This is a genomic window from Micromonospora sp. CNZ299 (assembly GCF_002754415.1).
In genome coordinates this window covers 983363-1002467 of sequence record NZ_PEFG01000001.1, presented here as the reverse complement: position 1 = coordinate 1002467, position 19105 = coordinate 983363, and the positions used below count along the sequence as shown (strand labels likewise).

The following is a 19105-nucleotide window of genomic DNA, read 5'->3' as shown; positions in this document are numbered from 1 at the left end:
GCGGGACCGGGCCGCCGACTGCGGCAGCCCGGTCGTCGTCAGTTCAGTTTGCTGGGCGGCCGAGGTCGAGCAGCCGCTGTCGGCTGAGCGTGCCCACCGGTCGGCCGCCGTCGGTCACCACGAGCTGGTCCCGTCCGGAGGTGAGCAGGACGGCCAGCGCGTCGTAGGCGGAGCCGTCCAGCGCGACGGTCGGCAGGTCAACCGCGGCGTCCCCCGGTACGGGTTCGAGCGACTCCCGGTCCAGTGGAGTGACCGCCAGCCGGCGGATGCCCCGGTCGGCGCCGACGAACTCGCGGACGAACGCGGTGGCGGGTGCGCCGAGCAACGCGGCAGGCGTGTCGTACTGCTCCAGGTGCCCGCCCTCGGAGAGGACCGCGATCCGGTCGCCGAGCCGGACGGCCTCGTCGAGGTCGTGGGTGACCAGCACGATCGTCTTGCGGACCTCGGCCTGGAGGCGGAGGAACTCCTCCTGGAGGCGCGCCCGCACGATCGGGTCGACGGCCGAGAACGGCTCGTCCATCAGCAGCACCACCGGGTCGGCGGCGAGTGCCCGCGCCACCCCCACCCGCTGCCGCTGGCCGCCGGACAGCTCGTGCGGGTAGCGACCGCCGAACTCGGCCGGGTCCAGCCCGACGAGGTCGAGCAACTCGTCGACCCGTGCCCGGGTCTGGCCCTTTGGCCATCGCAGCAGGCCCGGCACTGTGGCCACGTTGGCCCGGACCGTCTGGTGTGGAAAGAGGCCGACGTTCTGGATCACGTAACCGATTCGGCGGCGCAGTCGGACCGGGTCGACGTCGGTGACGTCCTCGTCGCCCAGCAGGATCCGGCCGGCGGTCGGCTCGATCAGGCGATTGATCATGCGCAGCACTGTCGACTTGCCGCAGCCGGACGGGCCGATCAGCACCACCAGCTCGCCGGCCCGGACGTCCAGGCTGAGGTCCCGGACGGCCTCGGTGCCGTTCGGGTAGCGCTTCTGGATGCCCTGTAGGCGGATCGGCGCCGCGCGAGGGGATTCGGCCACGTCGCCGGCCTCCGGGGTAACGTCCACGTATGTCCTTCCGCCTGAGCTACCGGGCCGACCCGGGTAACCCCTGGTTCTCCTGGCAGTACGTGCGGGACAACTCTGACACGATCCTCGCCGCGGTGCGCGAACACGCCTCCCTCACCGGGCGAGCGGTGCTGTTCGCGGTGTTGATCGCCCTGCCGTTGTCCGTTCTGGCGTACTGGTTCCGCCCGCTCGCCGGCCCGATCCTCGCCGTCAGCGGGGTCGTCTACACCATCCCGTCGCTGGCGCTCTTCGCGTTCATCGCCCCCTACCTGGGCACCGGGACGACCACGGTGCTGGTCGGGCTGGTCCTCTACGCGTTGCTGCTGATCGTGCGCAATGTGGTGGCCGGGCTCAACCAGGTGCCTCCGGAGGTCGGCGAGGCCGCCGAGGGCATGGGCTACGGCCGGTGGGGGCGGCTGTTCCGAATCGATCTGCCGTTGGCGCTGCCGGGCATCGTCACCGGCGTACGGTTGGCGACCGTCTCGACCGTGGCGTTGGTCACAGTCGGGGTGCTGGTCGGGCACGGCGGTCTCGGGCAGTTGATCTTCGCGGGTTTCCAGAACAACCTCTACAAGGCTGAGATCATGACCGCCGCGCTGCTCTGCGTGGCGCTCGCGGTCGTGCTCGACCTGCTGCTCGTCCTGGTCGCCCGGCTGGTGACCCCCTGGTCCGCCCGGAGGGCACGGTGAGCGTCGCGGACAACCCGATCGGCCAGGCGATCGTCTGGATCAACGACCCACTCAACTGGACCAACCCCGGCGGCATGCTGGACCGCCTCGGTGAGCACCTGACGATCTCGGCGATGGCGGTGGCGCTCGGCTGCCTGGTGGCCTGGCCGGTCGGGCTCTGGCTGGGGCACCTCGGCCGGGGCGGTGGCCTTGTGGTGCTGGTGTCCAACGCCACCCTGGCCATCCCCACCCTGGCGCTGTTGACCATCCTGCCGGTGGTCTTCGCCAGCGGCTTCGGGCGCACGCCGGTCGTGGTGGCGTTGGCCGTCTTCGCCGTGCCACCGCTGCTGGCCAACGCGTACACCGGGGTGCGGCAGGTGGACCCGGAGGCCCGCGACGCGGCCCGGGGGATGGGCCTGTCCGGCGGGCAGCTGCTGCGCCGGGTCGAGTTGCCGCTCGCGGTGCCCTACCTGGCGGCCGGTTTCCGGACCGCGGCGGTCCAGGTGATCGCGACCGCGGCGCTGGCCTCGTTCGTCAACGGCGGTGGCCTCGGCCAGATCATCCGCACCGGGTTCGGCCTGGGTGTCGCGGTCGGCGGGGGTCAGATCGTCGCCGGCGGTGTGCTGGTGGCCGGGCTCGCGCTGCTGGCCGAGGTGGTCCTCGGCGGCGTCGAACGACTGGTCACCCCCCGGCCACTGCGGCGCGGCCGGCAGCGCCTCGGACGGCCCCGGCCCGCCGACGCCACCGGGAACGCCTGACCCGTCCGGGTGAGCCCTGCGTCGAGCCGACGACCCGCATCCATCCGATCGGTGACGATGCGGTGACGAAGTCCACCTCAGGTTGTCGGTCGGTTCCGGAGGATGTTGGGTGGACATTCGCGGGCGGCCGACAGTCAGGATCGCCCGTCGGACACGCGGCCGGCCCGAACGGGCCGCGCCGGGACACGGAAGGCGGGCACATGCGCGCAGGTTCACGTCTGGCGATCGGCGCTGTCGGCGTCGTCGCCGGGGCAGCACTCCTCACCGGATGCGGTGGCGCCGGCTCGTCCGGCACCGACGCACCCCAGACGAGCGCCTCCGGCGCCGGGTGCGCCCCGGTCGCCGGTCAGCAGCTCATCGCTCTGCAGGACGACAAGAAGCTCCAGAACTCCGACAACGTCATTCCCGCGGTCAACAGCAAGGCGGCCAACCCGCAGCTGATCGCCGCACTGGACAAGGTCTCCACCGCGCTCGACACCCCGAAGTTGATCCAGCTCAACAAGGCCGTCAACGAGGACCGCAAGACCCCCAAGGTGGCGGCCGAGGAGTTCGCCAGCGCGAACAACCTCACCGCGGGCATCGCCAAGGGCCCGGGCGGCGACATCACGGTGGGTGCCGGCAACTTCGCCGAGAGTCAGATCCTGGGCGAGCTGTACCGGATCGCGCTCACCGCCGCGGGCTACCAGGTCAAGGTGCAGCAGATCGGCAACCGTGAGCTGTACGCGCCGGCGCTGGAGAAGGGCGAGATCCAGGTCGTCCCGGAGTACGCGGCGACCATGGCCGAGTTCCTCAACACCAAGGCCAACGGCGCCAACGCCCAGCCGATCTCCTCGCCCGACATCAACACGACGGTGACCGCGCTGAAGACCGAGGGCGACAAGGCCGGCCTCACCTTCGGCACCCCGGCCGCTGCTCAGGACCAGAACGCCTTCGCGGTGACCCAGGCCTTCGCCGACAAGTACGGCGTTCGGACCCTGTCCGAGTTGGCCGCGAAGTGCTCCGGCAGCGCGACCGTGCTGGGCGGCCCGCCGGAGTGCGAGCAGCGTCCGTTCTGCAAGCCGGGTCTGGAAAAGACCTACGGGCTGTCGGTGGGCAAGTTCTCCTCGCTGGACCAGGGCGGACCGCTGACCAAGAGCGGCCTGCGCGACGGTTCGATCAGCGTGGGCCTGATCTTCTCCTCGGACGGCGCCTTCGCCACGAGCTGACCTCTCCCCCCAGGCGCTGAGGACGCCCCCGCCCCGACCCGGGCGGGGGCGTCCGTGCGTCCGGGACCCCGTTCCCTCCGGCGAATCTCCTCGGTAGGCTGCACATCCATGCCAGCCCCGGCCACCTCTGAAGCCCGACAACCGCCGCTGTTGACCATGCTCTTCTGGGCGGGCGTCGCTCTGGCGCCGGTGGCGGCGCTGATCCTGCTGGTCGCCGACGGCAACGGGCCGCTGCGCTTCGCCGCGGTGCTCGCGATCCTCGCGGTGGTGCTGATCGGTCTCTCCATCGCGTTGCGTCCCGACGCGGAGGGCGCCTCGGCACGAGCCGACGAGCTGCTGGACGAGATCGAGGAACTCCGGCGGGAGTTGCGCGCCGAGATCGTGGCCGCCGCGCAACGCGGCAACCAGGCACTCGACCAGGCGCAACGGGCCCAGGAGGGGATCGTCGCGGTCCGTCGCCGTCTCGACGCCAGCGGTGCCGCCCTCGCCGGCGCCGCCCCCGCCGCCGAGCCGGCCGGCGCCGGGCGGGCGCGGGTGCCAGCCGTCGAGCCACCCGTGGACGACGTGCCGGTGGCTCGCAGCCGGGTCCAGGCACCGGGTGAGGCGTCCGCGGGCCGCGCCCGGGTCACGGGCCCGGCCGACGCACCCCGGCGGGCTCGCTCCGAGCACAGGGAGGACGACGAGCCGGCGTACCCACGGGAGGCTGCGACGCCGCCGGCCGCCTCCGGGATGTACGGCGCGGAACGGCCGGCCGCCGCCGCGTACGGCTCAGCCCGCCCCCGGGAGCACGACCGCCCCGAACCGGGGCACCGGCCGGGCGTGGTCCGGCACACCGAAACCGTGCACGTCACCACAAGGCACACGGTGGTGGATGGCGGGCCGGCCGAGCCGGCTGGGCGTTACGGCGCTGGATACGCGGGCCAGTGGACCCCGCCAGCGCAGGAGTGGACCGATCCGCGCGACGCGTACGCCCAGCCCGACGAGCCCAGCCCGGCGGCGCGGTCGCACCGCACACCGGAGAGGCCCGACGCGCCCTCCTGGGACAGCCCGGACGATCGTGGCTGGTCCGAGCAGCGCGACCGGGCGGGTGCCGCACCGCAGCCCGGGCCACCTCTGCGAGCCGACGACACCGGCGAGTACTGGTCGCAGTTGCGGGCCGGCGACCGGTGGGCCGCCGTCCGCGACGACGAGAACGGCCGTGAGCTGCGGGTCGGCGAGCGCCGGGCCGAGGTGCAGGCCGACGCCACCGGCACCGAATACCGGGTGGCCGACCGCTGGGCCGAGGTCCGCCACGAGGAGCCGCGCCGCCACGAGGAGCCGCGCCGCCACGACGGGCCACGCCGTTACGACGAGCCGCGTCAACACGAGGAGCCGCTCCGCTACGACGAGCCGCGCCGGCACGAGGATGCGCACCGCTATGACGAGCCGCGCCGGCACGAGGAGCGCGAGTCGTACCACCGGGCCGAGCCGACGGACCGGCCGGCGCTGCCGACGGGTGGCGTCCCGGTGCCGGACGAGTGGCGTCCACCGCGCCAGCGCGGCCACCAGGCCGAACCCGCCCCGGAACGGGCCGGCCGGCGCCGGGTCGACGAGCGCTACGGCTACCCGCCGCAGGACGACGTACCGCGTGCCGGTGGCACCCCGCCCGGCGACCGCTGGCGCTGACCGGTCAGGCCGTCCGGCTCACTTGTCGATGTCGCCGACCACGAAGAACATCGAGCCGAGGATCGCGATCAGATCCGGCACCAGGCAGCCGGGGAGCAGGGTCGCCAGCGCCTGCACGTTCGCGTACGAGGCGGTGCGCAACTTCAACCGCCACGGCGTCTTCTCACCCCGGGACACCAGGTAGTAGCCGTTGATGCCGAGCGGGTTCTCCGTCCAGGCGTACGTGTGCCCCTCCGGCGCCTTGAGCACCTTCGGTAGCCGGGTGTTGATCGGCCCGGTCAGCTGGTCCACCCGGTTCAGGCACTGCTCGGCGAGGTCGAGCGACGCGTACACCTGGTCCAGCAGCACCTCGAAGCGAGCGTGGCAGTCGCCGGCGGTGCGGGTGACCACCGGCACGTCCAACTCGTCGTACGCCAGGTAGGGGTCGTCGCGGCGCAGGTCCAGGTCGAGCCCGGAGGCGCGGGCCACCGGCCCGGACGCCCCGAACGCGGCGGCGTCCGCGGCGGACAGCACGCCAACGCCCACCGTCCGGGCCAGGAAGATCTCGTTGCGCCGGATCAGGTGGTCCAGGTCGGGCAGCCGCCGACGTACCTCACCGATCGCCGCGCGGGCCCGACCGGTCCAGCCGTACGGCACCTCTTCCTTGAGGCCACCCACCCGGTTGAACATGTAGTGGATCCGGCCGCCGGAGACCTCCTCCATCACCGCCTGGATCGTCTCCCGCTCCCGGAAGGCGTAGAAGATCGGCGTGATCGCCCCGATCTCCAACGGGTACGAACCGAGGAACATCAGGTGGTTGAGCACCCGGTTCAGCTCCGCGAGGGCCATCCGCAGCCAGGTGGCCCGCTCCGGCACCTCCATGCCCATCAGGCGTTCCACAGCGAGCACCACACCCAGCTCGTTGGAGAACGCCGAGAGCCAGTCGTGCCGGTTGGCCAGCACGATGATCTGCCGGTAGTCACGCACCTCGAACAGCTTCTCAGCGCCCCGGTGCATGTAACCGATGATCGGTTCGCAGGCGACCACCCGCTCGCCGTCGAGCACCAGCTTCAGCCGCAGCACACCGTGCGTGGACGGGTGCTGCGGGCCGATGTTCAACACCATGTCGGTGCCGAGCTGCTGGTCGCCGGTGCCGGCGACCAGCCCGGCCCCGGTGCCGACGGTCAGTTCACGAAGGTCCCCGGCGTCGGTGGTCATGCCCGTCATCGTGCCACGGCCGGCTCGTGCGGGATGCCGACCGGTTGGCGCAGCCACCAGTGCCCGCCGAGCCCGGCCGGATCGGTCAGCTCGGCCACCGCCGACGCCGCGGCCAACTCCCGCACGTACCCCGCCGGGTCGGTGCCGGCCAGGCTGAGCGGCGGTCGGCCGCCGTCGGCCCCGAGCGCCCGCAGCGCCTCCCGCTGAAGGACCAGGGAGTACGCGCACCGGGCGACAGCCGAACCAGCGGAGGCGACCGAGTCCATGGCCACGTGCGCTGTCACATCACTCGACCCGTCCGGCACCGGAGGCACCTGCCGCCCACCCCGATACCCGGTCAACGTCCCGTCGACAGGCCGGGCGCCGCTCAGGTGCCCGTAGTCCACGGCCACCGCGAGCCCTCGGCTGATCTGTCGTACCGCGTTGGCCCACGCTTCGTCGCGGCTCCTTCCGATTTCTGCACGGTGGTCACTGTGGGGGGTTTCGGGGCAGCCCGGCCGGCTCCGGGCGGTCAGGCTTGATCCCTGCGCCGGCCGGGCTGCCCCGAAACCCGACTCGCTTCCGGTTGTCTCGTCCGTCCAGGTCAACCCCAGATCCGGCTCACTGGCAGCACTCTGCGGGCTTGTGGGGCTGGGCCACCAGGTGGTGAGCCAGTCGAGATCGGCGGGGCTGACCGACTCCCCGAGCGTCTCTGCGCCGCTCTCGGGGTCGACCAGCACGTACCGCCAGCCGTCGGCGGTGTGCACCGCCACGTCGAGTGGGACGTTGTCCAACCACTCGGTTGCCAGCAACACCCCGTTGATCTCGGCGGGGATCTCAGACACCCAGGTGATCTCTTCAGGCAGGTTCTCGGGGCGGCTTGCGTACTCGACCGCTGTGAAGCGCACGCGTTCCGCAAGCGACGGTCGAGCCGTGCCGGACGACGGCTCGTCCCGTAAGGATCGGGCGGAGGGCGCGGGAGTCAGGGTTTCCGGGGAGCCCGCCCGCGTAGGGATCAAGCCTGACCGCCCGGAGCGGGTGGGCTCCCCGGAAACCCCGACCGCAACCCCGGCGGCGGGTGCCGCTGCGACGAGCCTGAGCAGGCTGTGCAGCAGCTCCCCACGCCCAGCCCCGACATCCACCACGTCGAGCCGTGGCGGATGGCCGAGGGCCGAGTCCACCTCCGCGACGAGGCGGAGGAACGCGGCGGCGAAGGCGGGGGAGGCGTGCACGCTGGTCCGAAAGTGGTCGGCCGGCCCGCTGCCGGCGACGAAGAAGCCGTTCGGTCCGTAGAGGGCTCGGCTCATCGCGTCCCGCCACCGGATCGACATCAGATCACCTCTGGTTGAGCGTGGGTCACGGTGCCGACCCTACGGTCAGCGGTTACGACGTGAACGGAACACCCCGGAGGCCCCCGAATGGTGACATTCCGCCTGTTAGTAGGGGTCTCCTGTGCAATCGGATGGGTCGGCAGGGGACCCTTGTTTCGGTGGTGAAGGTTTTCACACATGCTTGTCCTGGTTCGGCGGGGCGGGCGCATACTTGCGATCGACCGGTACCCCTTCTCGAGGACTGGATCATCGTGATGAGCGCACCGCTGCGCCCGCGTCCGGCAGCCCCTCACGGGCCCGCCGCATCGCGGGATCGCGCCGTTCCCGGCGCCCCTGTCGCCCCCCGTCTGCTGACCGTCGGTGTCATCGGTGCCGGCCGCGTCGGAGCCGTACTGGGCGCCGCACTCACCGCCGCCGGGCATCGGGTGGTCGCCGTCGCCGGCGGCTCCAGCGCCAGCCGCGCCCGGTTGGCGCTGCTGCTGCCCGAGGTGCCACGCCGCCCGGTCGCCGCCGTGGCCCACGCCGCCGCCGACCTGCTGCTGATCGCGGTGCCCGACGATGCCCTGGCCGGTGTGGTGGCCGACCTCGCCGACCGGGGCGCGCTGCGCCCCGGCCAGGTGGTCGCGCACACCTCCGGCGCGCACGGCCTCGCCGTGCTGGCGCCGGCCGCTGAGGTCGGTGCCCGGCCGCTGGCCCTGCACCCCGCGATGACCTTCACCGGTACGCCGGACGACCTGACCCGCCTGCCCGGCATTTCGTACGGGGTGACCGCCCCGGCCGAGCTGCGTCCACTGGCCGCCCGGCTGGTCGCCGACCTGGGTGGCGTGCCCGAGTGGGTGGCCGAGTCGGACCGCCCGCTGTACCACGCCGCGCTGGCCCACGGCGCGAACCACCTGGTGACCCTGGTGAACGAGGCGGCCGACCGGCTGCGCGACGCCGGGGTGGACCGGCCGGAGAAGGTGCTGGCCCCGCTGCTGCGCGCCGCCCTGGAGAACGCCCTGCGGCTCGGCGACGACGCCCTGACCGGCCCGGTCTCCCGGGGCGACGCGGGCACCGTTGCGCGGCACCTGGCCCGGTTGGCCGCCACCGCGCCGGAATCCGTCCCCGCGTACCTGGCGTTGGCCCGACGTACCGCCGACCGGGCAATCGCCGCAGGCCGGCTCCGGCCGGTGGACGCGCAGTCGCTGCTCGGCGTGCTGGCCGACAACGGTAGGGAGGTGGCCGCGTGAGCGCGAGGAGTGAGCCGATCTTGCGAGCCCCGCAGTCGCGAACCGAGGTGCAGCGATGACGCAGCTCGTGCACACGCGCGCCGAGTTGGCCGAGGCTCGGGCCGCGCTGAAGGGCACGGTCGGGGTGGTGATGACCATGGGCGCGCTGCACTCCGGGCACGAGACATTGCTGCGCGCGGCCCGGGAACAGGCCAACCACGTGCTGGTGACGATCTTCGTGAACCCGTTGCAGTTCGGGCCGAACGAGGACTTCGACCGCTACCCGCGCACCCTCGACGCGGACCTGGAGGTGTGCCGCTGGGCGGGTGCCGACCTGGTCTTCGCCCCGTCGGCCGCCGACATGTATCCGGACGGCCAGCCCCGCGTACGCCTCGACCCGGGCCCGCTCGGCGCGGAGCTGGAGGGTGCGAGTCGTCCCGGCTTCTTCCACGGCGTACTCACCGTGGTGTTGAAGCTGCTCCAGCTCACCCGGCCGGACCTGGCGTTCTTCGGCGAGAAGGACTACCAGCAACTGACCCTGGTCCGGCGGATGACCCGGGACCTGGACGTGCCGGTCGAGGTGGTCGGCGTGCCGACCGTCCGCGAGTCGGACGGGTTGGCGTTGTCGAGCCGCAACCGCTACCTGAGCGAGTCGGAGCGGGCCGCAGCGCTGAGCCTGTCCGCCGCGCTGAGGGCCGGTGCGCGGGCCGCCGACGACGGCCGCGACGCGGGGGCGGTGCTGACCGCCGCGCACGCCGCGTTCGGAGCTGGTACGCCCGGCGCCCGCCTCGACTACCTGGTGCTCACCGACCCAGAGCTGGAGCCGGGGCCGGTTTCCGGGCCGGCCCGGCTGGTGATCGCCGCCTGGGTGGGCGCCACCCGGTTGATCGACAACGCGGCCATCCACCTCGCCCCGCGTCACTGACCCGGCCGCCACCCCTCCACCAATCCGCGAAAGGCCACCCCGATGTTCCGGACCATGCTCAAGTCGAAGATCCACCGAGCCACCGTGACCCAGGCCGATCTGCACTACGTCGGTTCCGTGACGGTGGACGAGGATCTGCTCGACGCCGCCGACCTGCTCCCCGGCGAGCAGGTGGCGATCGTGGACATCACCAACGGTGCCCGACTGGAGACGTACGTGATCCCGGGTGAGCGGGGTAGCGGCGTGATCGGCATCAACGGTGCGGCCGCGCACCTGGTGCACCCCGGTGACCTGGTCATCCTGATCTCGTACGGGCAGATGGACGACGCCGAGGCCCGGTCGTACCGGCCACGGGTGGTGCACGTGGACACCGACAACCGGGTGATCGAGTTGGGTGCGGACCCGGCCGGCGTGGCACCCGGCATGGCCGGTGACCCGGTGCCCAGCCCGTTGGCGGTGTCCGCCGTCTGACTCCGAGCGGCCCGATTCCGCTCTGTCACCAGAAGGTCATTTGCGGTTACCCTGGGCGCGCTGGCGTAAGCCGGCGGGTGGCTGGGGGAGGCCGCTATATGCGCAGTGCCATGACGACTCTGTTCGCCGCTGCCGTGACGGCAACGTTGCTGGTCGGCTGTGCCGGCTCCGGCGGCCTGGATGGTGATCTGACCGACGACTGGGCGGCCCTGCCGGCACCGTCGGCGTTCACCCCGGCCGCCGGTGTGTGTCAGGCCGCCGATTTCACCGACGTGGTCACCCTCGCCGCCTATGAGCCGGTGGACTGCGCCGGCCCGCACCGGGTCGAGACCGTGCACGTGGGGGCGTTCCCCGTCGAGCGGGCGAGTGCCCCGCCAGGTGGCTCGGCCGAGCTGCGGGGCGCGTTCGCCGAGTGCGACACCCGCGCGACCGGTTACGTGGGCGACGAATGGCGGGTTGGTCGGCTCCGGCTGTCCGTGGCGTTGCCCTCCGGGCCGGGCTGGGCGGCTGGCTCCCGCTGGTTCCGGTGCGATCTGACGGAGCTGACCACCGTGGAGGCGGCGCCCACCGTGGTCGTCCGGTCGGGCAGCCTGCGGGACACGTTGAAGGGGGCCTCGGGGCTGCGGCTGGGGTGCCAGCAGACCGGCCGCACCGCCAGCCGGGTGCAGACGCTGGCGCCGGTGGAGTGCGGCAAGCAGCACGACGCCGAGTTCGTCGGGGTGTGGCGCGCGCCGGACACGGCGTACCCGACCAGGGACAGCGACTGGTCCCCGCTGTACGACGGCTGTCGCAGCGTCCTCGGCCGGTACGTGGGCGTGCCGGACGACGCCGACCTGAGCTTCCGCAGCGGCGTGGTGGTCCGTCCGCCGGGTGCGGGGCGTTGGCGGGTCGGTGACCGGGGCGTCCGCTGCTACCTGTGGCTCAGCGACCGCACGGTGACCGCCTCGCTGAAGGGCGCGGGCCCGGCCGGCCTTCCGGTCCGGACGAAGTGACCGCAGGGCCCCGGCTGGCGCGCCCCGGACGGCGCCGGACGGGGTAGCCGAAAACACTCGTCCCGCCCCCGCCGCCCCGAGCGAGGACCGTTCGGGTTGACTGGGAGGATGGACGTTCCGACCGTCGACCTGCCGGCCCTGCCCGCGTTACTGGCCGCGCCCGCGCCCGGCTGGGTCGAGACCACCGATGTGATCGTGGTGGGCTCCGGGGTGGCCGGCTTGACCGCGGCGTTGCACCTGCGTGAGGCGGGTCTGCACGTCACGGTGGTCACCAAGGTCAACATCGATGACGGCTCGACCAGGTGGGCGCAGGGCGGCATCGCCGCCGTGCTCGACCCGACGGACACTCCGGCGGCCCATGCCCGGGACACCGAGATCGCGGGAGTCGGTCTCTGCGACCCGGCGGCGGTCGGGGTGCTGGTCGACGAGGGCCCGACCCGGCTGCGGGAACTGATCCGGATCGGCGCCGAGTTCGATCGCCACCCCGACGGCTCGCTGATGCTGACCCGTGAGGGCGGCCACCGGGCGGACCGGATCGTGCACGCGGGCGGGGACGCCACCGGCGCCGAGGTGCAGCGGGCCCTGCACGCCGCCGTGCAGCGCGACCCGTGGATCCGACTGGTCGAGCACGCCCTGGTGCTGGACCTGCTGCGAGCCCCGGGCGACGGCCCGGAGGGGCTCGGCCCGGCCTGCGGGATCACCCTGCACGTGCTCGGCGAGGGCAGCGAGGACGGCGTCGGCGCGCTGCTGGCCCGCGCGGTGGTGCTCGCCACCGGCGGCATGGGGCAGATCTTCTCGGCTACCACCAACCCGGCGGTCTCCACCGGGGACGGGGTGGCGCTGGCGCTGCGGGCCGGGGCGGCGGTGACCGACGTGGAGTTCGTCCAGTTCCACCCGACCGCCCTGATCACCCCGCCCGGCGCGGGGGTGCCCGGTGCCGGGCACGCGCAGCAGCCGCTGGTCTCCGAGGCGCTGCGCGGCGAGGGCGCATACCTGGTGGACGCGGACGGCAAGCGGTTCATGGTGGGTCAGCACGAGCTGGCCGAGCTGGCCCCCAGGGACGTGGTGGCCAAGGGCATCCACCGGGTGCTGCTGGCCTCCGGGGCGGATCACGTCTTCCTCGACGCGCGGCACCTGGGCGGGGACTTCCTGGCCGGGCGGTTCCCCACCATCGTGGCGTCCTGCCTGGCGATCGGCGTGGACCCGGCGACCGACCTGATCCCGGTGGCGCCGGCCGCCCACTACGCCTCCGGAGGTGTCCGCACCGACCTGCGTGGCCGCACCTCCATCCCGGGCCTGTACGCGTGCGGCGAGGTGGCCTGCACGGGTGTGCACGGCGCGAACCGGCTGGCCAGCAACTCCCTGCTGGAGGGTCTGGTCTTCTCCCGGCGGATCGCCGAGGACATCGCGGCCGGCCTGCCCGAGCAGGTTCAGCCGGCCGACACAGGCGCCTGGCGTGGTGGTGCGGGCTGGGTGCTGCCCGCGGAGGTGACGCCGACCCTGCAACGGGCGATGACCCGGGGGGCCGGGGTGCTCCGGTCCGCGGCGACGCTGGCGGAGACGGCCGCGACGCTGACCGAGCTGGGCGTGGCCCGGGGCCGGCCGCGGACCGCCGACTGGGAGGCGACGAACCTGCTCACAGTGGCGTCGACGCTGGTCGCCGCCGCGTACGCCCGTGGTGAGACCCGGGGCTGCCACTGGCGGGAGGACTTCCCGACGGCCGACGAGCGGTGGCTGGGCCACCTGGTCGGGTCGGTCGGGGCGCAGGGCCGGGTGACGCAACAGTGGGAGGGAAACTCGTGATCGAGTCGACGGAGACGGCGTTGCGGGCGGCTGGCCTGGATCCGGCGCAGGTACGACAGGTGATCGAGGGTGCGCTGGTCGAGGACCTGGGCCCGGATTTCCTGGACGTCACCAGCGTGGCCACCATCCCGGCGGAGCAGACCGACACCGCCGACCTGGTGGCCCGCGCGGACGGGGTGTTGGCCGGGATGGCCGTGGCCGCCGCCGTGTTCGAGCTGGTGGGCGAGGTGACGGGCTTCGGTCGTACCGTCGAGGTGTCGGTGCTGGCCCGCGACGGCGAGCGGGTGGCCCGCGGCGACGTGCTGGCCACGGTGACCGGCCCGACCCGGCTGCTGCTCACGGCCGAGCGGACGGCGCTCAACCTGCTCTGCCGGATGTCCGGGGTGGCCACCCACACCCGTGCCTGGGCCGACGCCCTGGCCGGCACGAAGGCGATGGTGCTGGACACCCGCAAGACGACGCCGGGCCTGCGGGCGCTGGAGAAGTACGCGGTGCGCGCCGGCGGGGGCACCAACAAGCGGATGGGCCTCTACGACGTGGCCATGATCAAGGACAACCACAAGCTGGCGGCCGGGGGCATCACGGCGGCCTACCGGCGGGTCCGGGAGGCTTTCCCGGAGGTGCCGGTGCAGGTCGAGGTGACCACCGTCGACGAGGCGGTGGAAGCGGTGGAGGCCGGGGCGGACTTCCTGCTCTGCGACAACATGACGCCCGAACTGTTGGCCGAGGCGGTGGCCGCGGTGGGTGACCGGGCCGAGCTGGAGGCGACCGGCGGGCTGACCCTGGAGGTCGCGGGCCGCTACGCGGCGACCGGCGTCGACTTCCTCTCGGTGGGCGCGTTGACCCACTCCTCGCCGATCCTGGACATCGCGCTGGACCTGCGGACCGAGTAGCGGCGCGCGTCGGCGTCTCAGACGGTGGTCAACGAACTGGTGGTGAGGTTGAAGATCACCCGGTTCTCGGTGTCCTGTCGGCCGTCCAGGCCGTACTTGGCCCGGAACAGCTCCAGCACCCGGTTGTAGATCTCGGGCGGCAGCTCGTCGGCCTCTCCGATGGCGAAGATCTCGCCGGCCGCCTCGGGCCGCTGCAGCACGACGGTCAGCCCGGCCAGGCCGTGCCGGGCCACGTTGCGCACCAGGTCGGTGCCGGCGATGTACCACTCACCGTCGGAGCGGACGTAGAGCGCGTCGCAGGTTTCCAGGTCACGACCGGCTTGGCGCAGGCAGAGCCGCAGCGTGAGGCAGGCCGCCAGGTCCTCCAGTGGGGCGGTGTCCCACAGCTCGGCGAACCGGTCGTCGACGAACTCGCCCAGCGGGGTCGACACGAACGCCTCGATCTGCTGGGTGTCGAAGGTGCTGCCCTGCACGGGGAAGAACGAGATGAACGCCTTGCCGTCCCAGCGGTACATCTGCACGGAGGGCGCGGCGCTGTAGACCCGGACCTGGAGCCGGGCGCGGGCCGACTCGGGCAGTTCCTCGCTGAGCCGCGCGAAGTGCCACAGGTTGTTGAGGATGGCGACCGAGGCGTCCCGCCGGCGCACCTCCTCGCCGCGCAGCCGGACCGCCGGTGAGTCCGGGTCGAGGAGGAGCACCTTGACGGCGGCGCCGTTGACGAGCGCGGAGCGCAGCGCGGCCACGAAACGGGCAGCGTACGGGCCCTCCAGCATGCTGGTCCAGGTTTCCAGGATGGCCACGATCTCCCGGGACTGGGCGACCCGTTCGATCAGGGCGTCCCGGTCCAGTCGGGGGTGTTCGATGATGCTGACCGTCTGGAGTTCGCGGAAGAGCGGGTTGAGCACCACGTAGGTCAGCAGCGTCATGATCAGAGCGGCGCCGATGTTGAGGTAGAGGTCGCCGGTGAAGCTGCCGCTCTCCCGGATGGACGCCCGCCACGCCTGCACGATCATCCAGATCGCGCCGCCGGCCAAGGCGACCAGCACCAGCACGTGTCGTCGACGTCGGCGCAGGGTGTTACGACCCCGCACCCACCACGTCCCCGACATGTCCGCTCCCCGTCCGGCCGCGCCGTGGATTGACCCATGTTCATGTCGCGATGCTCCAAGGATACGGTCCGCCGGCCGGTCCGCACCTGCCCGCACGGTCGTTGTCTAGGCTGCGTGCGTGCTGCTCTGCATCGACATCGGAAACACCAACACCGTGCTGGCGACCTTCGACGGCGACAAGCTGGTGCACTCCTGGCGGATCAAGACCGATGCCCGCTCGACGGCGGACGAGCTGGGCCTGATGTTCCGGGGCCTGCTCGCCGGGGACAACGTCGAGATCACCGGCGTGGCCGCCTGCTCCACGGTGCCGGCCGCGCTGCGGTCGCTGCGCACCATGCTCGGCCGTTACTACGCAGACCTGCCGAGTGTCGTCGTCGAGCCCGGGGTGCGGACCGGGGTGCAGTTGGCGATCGACAACCCGAAGGAGGTGGGCGCCGACCGGGTGGTGAACACCCTGGCCGCGTACACCCTCTACGGCGGGCCGTCGATCGTGGTGGACTTCGGCACCACCACCAACTTCGACGTGATCAGCGGTCGGGGCGAGTTCCTCGGCGGCGCGTTCGCCCCGGGCATCGAGATCTCCTTCGACGCGCTGGCCGCCCGGGCCGCGCAGCTGCGCAAGGTCGAGGCCACCAAGCCTCGCTCGGTGATCGGCAAGAACACCGTGGAGTGCCTTCAGGCCGGCCTGTACTTCGGCTTCGCCGGTCAGGTGGACCGGATCGTCGAGCGGATGACCGAGGAACTGGGCGAGGTGCGGGCGGTGATCGCCACCGGCGGCCTGGCCTCCCTGGTGATCAACGAGTGTCACACCATCACCCACCACGAGCCGATGATCACGCTGATCGGCCTGCGGATGGTCTACGAGCGCAACCTCTGACCGGCCCACGTGGAGTCGGTGGTCGCGGTGGTGTCAGCGCCGCCGGGCCCGCAGGACCATCGTGCGGTACGGCAGCTCGACGGTCTCCCGACCGGCCAGTTCGGGGTGGGTGGCCAGGAGCTCCCGCAGCTCCTGGTCGATCGTCGCCCGCCGCTCGGCCGGGGCGGTGAGCCAGTATGAGCGGGTGTGCAGCATCGCGACGATGTCGTCCGGTGTGAGCGTGGTGTGGTGGTTGAACTCGCCCAGCTCGATCGGCTCGAACGCGGGGCCGAAGTCGGTGTACCTCTCGATCACGTTGCCGGCGTTGTCCCCCAGGTGTGCGATCCGGCCCAGCTCGGCGACCCAGTCCACCCGATCGTCGCGCATGTTCCAGATCGGGGCGAATGTCCCGCCGGGCCGCAGCACCCGGGCGATCTCGATGTGCGCCAGCTCCCGGTCGAACCAGTGGTACGCCTGCCCCACCACCACGGCGTCCGCGACCTCGTCGGGCAGGGGCACCGACTCCGCACCACCGGCCAGCGCCGTGAGTCCGGGGGTGGCGGCTGCCAGTTGGGCGCGCATGGCGGGGTCCGGCTCCACGGGTGTCACCTCGTGGCCCAGGGCGAGCACGCCGCGGGTGAGGATGCCGGTGCCCGCGCCCAGGTCGACGATGCGGGCGGAACTCCCCAACCCGTCCAGCGCCCACCGCACTGCCGGTTCCGGATAACGGGGACGAAACCGGTCGTAGTCTGCTGCCGCCGCACCGAATGAGAGAGCCTGGGTGTGATCCGCCATGCCGGGCAGGTTATCCGGTAACGACCCCCTGAGGGCTTGAGTACGCTCGGGCCTGACCCCTGTATCTCCCGTGACGAGGAAGCGTGCCGTGAGCGAGCAGAACCCCGTGCCAGTGGACCCCGCAGACGACCTTCCCGAGCAGATGAAGGTCCGCCGGGAGAAGCGGGACCGGATGCTCGCCGAGGGCGTCGAGCCCTACCCGGTCGGTTTCTCCCGCACGACCACCCTGGCGCAGGTCCGGGCGCGCTACGCCGACCTGCCGACCGACACCGCGACCGGTGACCAGGTCGCGGTCACCGGCCGGGTGATCTTCGTACGCAACACGGGCAAGCTCTGCTTCGCGACCCTCCGGGACGGCGACGGCACCGAGTTGCAGGCGATGCTCTCGCTGGACCGGGTCGGCCCGGAGCGACTGGAGGCATGGAAGCGCCTGGTCGACCTCGGTGACCACGTCGGCGTCACCGGTGAGGTGATCACCAGTCGCCGGGGTGAGCTGTCGGTGCTGGCGCAGGAATGGGAGATGACCGCGAAGGCGCTGCGTCCGCTGCCGGTGGCGCACAAGCCGCTCTCCGAGGAGGCGCGCGTCCGGCAGCGTTACGTCGACCTGATCGTCCGGCCGCAGGCGCGGGAGATGGTTCGCACCCGGTCCGCCGCCGTACGTAGTCTGCGCGATTCACTGCACGGGCAGGGCTTCATCGAGGTGGAAACACCGATGTTGCAACTGCTGCATGGTGGCGCGGCGGCCCGACCGTTCGTGACCCACAGCAATGCGTTGAACACCGATCTGTATCTGCGAATCGCGCCGGAACTGTTTCTCAAGCGCGCTGTGGTCGGTGGCGTCGACCGCGTCTTCGAGATCAACCGCAACTTCCGTAATGAGGGTGTCGACTCTTCGCACTCGCCGGAGTTCGCGATGCTGGAGACGTACCAGGCCTACGGCGACTACAACACGATGGCCGAGTTGACCCGCAATCTCGTGCAACAGGCGGCGATCGCGGTCAGCGGCTCGATGGTGGTGACCCACGCCGACGGTCGGGAGTTCGACCTGGGTGGCGAGTGGCGATCCGTGACGCTGTTCGGTGTGCTTTCCGAAGCGCTGGGCGAGGAGGTCACGGTCCGCACCGACCGTTCCCGCCTCGTCGAGTACGCGGACAAGGTGGGATTGGCCGTGGACCCCAAGTGGGGGCCGGGCAAGCTGGCCGAGGAACTGTTCGAGGAGTTGGTCGTCCCCGGCCTTGTGGCGCCCACCTTCGTGCGCGACTACCCGGAGGAGACCAGCCCGCTCACCCGGGCCCACCGCAGCGAGCCGGGCCTGGCCGAGAAGTGGGACCTCTACGTGCTCGGCTTCGAGCTGGGCACCGCGTACTCCGAGCTGGTCGACCCGGTGGTGCAGCGCGAGCGGCTGGTGGCCCAGGCGCAGCTGGCCGCGCGGGGCGACGACGAGGCGATGCGTCTCGACGAGGACTTTCTCCGGGCGATGGAGTATGGAATGCCGCCGGCCGGCGGCATGGGAATGGGAATCGACCGGATGTTGATGGCCCTGACGGGGCTCGGAATTCGGGAAACGATCCTCTTCCCGTTGGTCCGCCCCGAGTAGTCGGGCCCGGCTCACGCCGGGCCGTAGTGGCATCCTATTGACGCGGCGAGCGGCGCGCGGGTTATTGTGCTCTCGTTAAGCAGGAGCGCCCTGCTCGAAAGGAATGTGGGACGTGGCCAAGCAGATCATTCACAAGCTGGTCGATGACCTGGACGGCGGGGACGCTGACGAGACCGTCAAGTTCGCCCTCGACGGCGTTCAGTACGAGATCGACCTGTCGAAGGCCAACGCCGCTAAATTGCGCGACGCTTTTGCCGCGTACGTGGGCGCTGGCACCAAGGTCGGTCGCGGCGGCGTCGTGATCGGTGGGCGTGCCGCCCGCGGTCGGGGTGGCGCGACCGCCGATCGGGAGCAGAACAAGGCGATCCGGGAGTGGGCCAAGAAGTCCGGCAAGGACATCTCGGACCGGGGTCGTATCCCGCAGGAGATCGTCGACGAGTACCACGCGAAGCGCTGATCCGTCAGCGACCGGGTGGCTCTTCCGCCACCGCAGGCGACACCGACGCCGGGCCGGAGCACCTCTCCGGGCCGGCGTCGCCGTTTCCGCCGACGCCCGTCCGGGGCCCGGGAAGCATTCGGCACCCGGCGGCGTTGTCCACAACCAG

Annotated in this window: 18 protein-coding genes; 13 read left to right on the top strand and 5 right to left on the bottom strand. The window is 72.0% G+C overall.

The features are described 5' to 3' along the window. Positions 1 to 43 precede the first annotated feature (43 nt). Positions 44 to 1048, bottom strand: coding sequence for an ABC transporter ATP-binding protein (locus tag CLT68_RS04800; protein ID WP_099849116.1), 1005 nt, complete (start codon positions 1046 to 1048; stop codon positions 44 to 46). Positions 1049 to 1050: 2 nt separating this feature from the next. Between CLT68_RS04800 and CLT68_RS04795 the strand changes: the two genes are divergently transcribed. The 4 genes from CLT68_RS04795 to CLT68_RS04780 all read left to right on the top strand — a co-directional run bounded on the left by CLT68_RS04795 (position 1051) and on the right by CLT68_RS04780 (position 5344). Continuing rightward, positions 1051 to 1737 (top strand): ABC transporter permease, encoded by a 687-nt coding sequence (locus CLT68_RS04795; protein ID WP_099849114.1) that lies wholly within the window; start codon positions 1051 to 1053, stop codon positions 1735 to 1737. Next, the gene (locus CLT68_RS04790) at positions 1734 to 2474 is read left to right on the top strand and encodes an ABC transporter permease (protein WP_088950526.1); all 741 of its coding nucleotides are present in this window, start codon (positions 1734 to 1736) and stop codon (positions 2472 to 2474) included. The genes CLT68_RS04795 and CLT68_RS04790 overlap by 4 nt, the downstream gene beginning before the upstream one ends. A 200-nt stretch (positions 2475 to 2674) precedes the next feature. Further along, positions 2675 to 3679 (top strand): glycine betaine ABC transporter substrate-binding protein, encoded by a 1005-nt coding sequence (locus CLT68_RS04785; protein WP_088950525.1) that lies wholly within the window; start codon positions 2675 to 2677, stop codon positions 3677 to 3679. Between the two features lie 108 nt (positions 3680 to 3787). Next, positions 3788 to 5344, top strand: coding sequence for a hypothetical protein (locus CLT68_RS04780; protein WP_143743130.1), 1557 nt, complete (start codon positions 3788 to 3790; stop codon positions 5342 to 5344). Between the two features lie 18 nt (positions 5345 to 5362). Here the strand turns inward: CLT68_RS04780 and CLT68_RS04775 are convergent, their stop codons facing one another. Next, on the bottom strand, positions 5363 to 6550 hold the full coding sequence (locus CLT68_RS04775) for an NADH-quinone oxidoreductase subunit D (protein ID WP_172862124.1): 1188 nt from the start codon (positions 6548 to 6550) through the stop codon (positions 5363 to 5365). Then, positions 6547 to 7851, bottom strand: coding sequence for an SAM-dependent methyltransferase (locus CLT68_RS04770; RefSeq protein ID WP_486482075.1), 1305 nt, complete (start codon positions 7849 to 7851; stop codon positions 6547 to 6549). Before CLT68_RS04770 ends, CLT68_RS04775 begins: the two co-directional genes overlap by 4 nt. Before the next feature lie 254 nt (positions 7852 to 8105). Between CLT68_RS04770 and CLT68_RS04760 the strand changes: the two genes are divergently transcribed. The 6 genes from CLT68_RS04760 to nadC all read left to right on the top strand — a co-directional run bounded on the left by CLT68_RS04760 (position 8106) and on the right by nadC (position 14143). Then, positions 8106 to 9080, top strand: a complete 975-nt coding sequence (locus CLT68_RS04760) for a DUF2520 domain-containing protein (protein ID WP_099849111.1) — start codon at positions 8106 to 8108, stop codon at positions 9078 to 9080. A gap of 55 nt (positions 9081 to 9135) precedes the next feature. Further along, the gene (gene panC, locus CLT68_RS04755) at positions 9136 to 9984 is read left to right on the top strand and encodes a pantoate--beta-alanine ligase (RefSeq protein WP_099849109.1); all 849 of its coding nucleotides are present in this window, start codon (positions 9136 to 9138) and stop codon (positions 9982 to 9984) included. A gap of 42 nt (positions 9985 to 10026) precedes the next feature. After that, a complete protein-coding gene (panD, locus tag CLT68_RS04750; RefSeq protein WP_099849108.1) occupies positions 10027 to 10455 on the top strand; it encodes an aspartate 1-decarboxylase in 429 nt (142 codons plus the stop codon). A gap of 98 nt (positions 10456 to 10553) precedes the next feature. Further along, entirely contained in the window at positions 10554 to 11447 is an 894-nt protein-coding gene (locus tag CLT68_RS04745; RefSeq protein ID WP_099849106.1) for a septum formation family protein, read from the top strand. A 108-nt stretch (positions 11448 to 11555) separates the two neighbouring features. Continuing rightward, positions 11556 to 13250: an L-aspartate oxidase gene (locus tag CLT68_RS04740; RefSeq protein WP_099849105.1), complete on the top strand. Its 1695-nt coding sequence runs from the start codon at positions 11556 to 11558 to the stop codon at positions 13248 to 13250. Further along, positions 13247 to 14143: a carboxylating nicotinate-nucleotide diphosphorylase gene (nadC, locus tag CLT68_RS04735; RefSeq protein WP_099849103.1), complete on the top strand. Its 897-nt coding sequence runs from the start codon at positions 13247 to 13249 to the stop codon at positions 14141 to 14143. Before CLT68_RS04740 ends, nadC begins: the two co-directional genes overlap by 4 nt. Before the next feature lie 17 nt (positions 14144 to 14160). Here the strand turns inward: nadC and CLT68_RS04730 are convergent, their stop codons facing one another. Continuing rightward, positions 14161 to 15252 (bottom strand): hypothetical protein, encoded by a 1092-nt coding sequence (locus CLT68_RS04730; protein ID WP_141911562.1) that lies wholly within the window; start codon positions 15250 to 15252, stop codon positions 14161 to 14163. A gap of 118 nt (positions 15253 to 15370) precedes the next feature. On the opposite strand from CLT68_RS04730, the gene CLT68_RS04725 reads away from it, so the two are divergent. Continuing rightward, complete coding sequence (locus tag CLT68_RS04725) at positions 15371 to 16129, top strand: type III pantothenate kinase (RefSeq protein WP_088950515.1); 759 nt, start codon at positions 15371 to 15373, stop codon at positions 16127 to 16129. Positions 16130 to 16162: 33 nt separating this feature from the next. On the opposite strand, the gene CLT68_RS04720 is transcribed toward CLT68_RS04725, so the two are convergent. Further along, positions 16163 to 16903, bottom strand: coding sequence for a class I SAM-dependent methyltransferase (locus tag CLT68_RS04720; protein ID WP_099849101.1), 741 nt, complete (start codon positions 16901 to 16903; stop codon positions 16163 to 16165). Between the two features lie 88 nt (positions 16904 to 16991). Here CLT68_RS04720 and lysS point away from each other — a divergent pair, with 88 nt between their 5' ends. Then, positions 16992 to 18500, top strand: a complete 1509-nt coding sequence (gene lysS, locus CLT68_RS04715; RefSeq protein WP_099849100.1) for a lysine--tRNA ligase — start codon at positions 16992 to 16994, stop codon at positions 18498 to 18500. Positions 18501 to 18612: 112 nt separating this feature from the next. Next, the gene (locus CLT68_RS04710) at positions 18613 to 18957 is read left to right on the top strand and encodes a histone-like nucleoid-structuring protein Lsr2 (RefSeq protein ID WP_088952068.1); all 345 of its coding nucleotides are present in this window, start codon (positions 18613 to 18615) and stop codon (positions 18955 to 18957) included. Positions 18958 to 19105 lie beyond the last annotated feature (148 nt).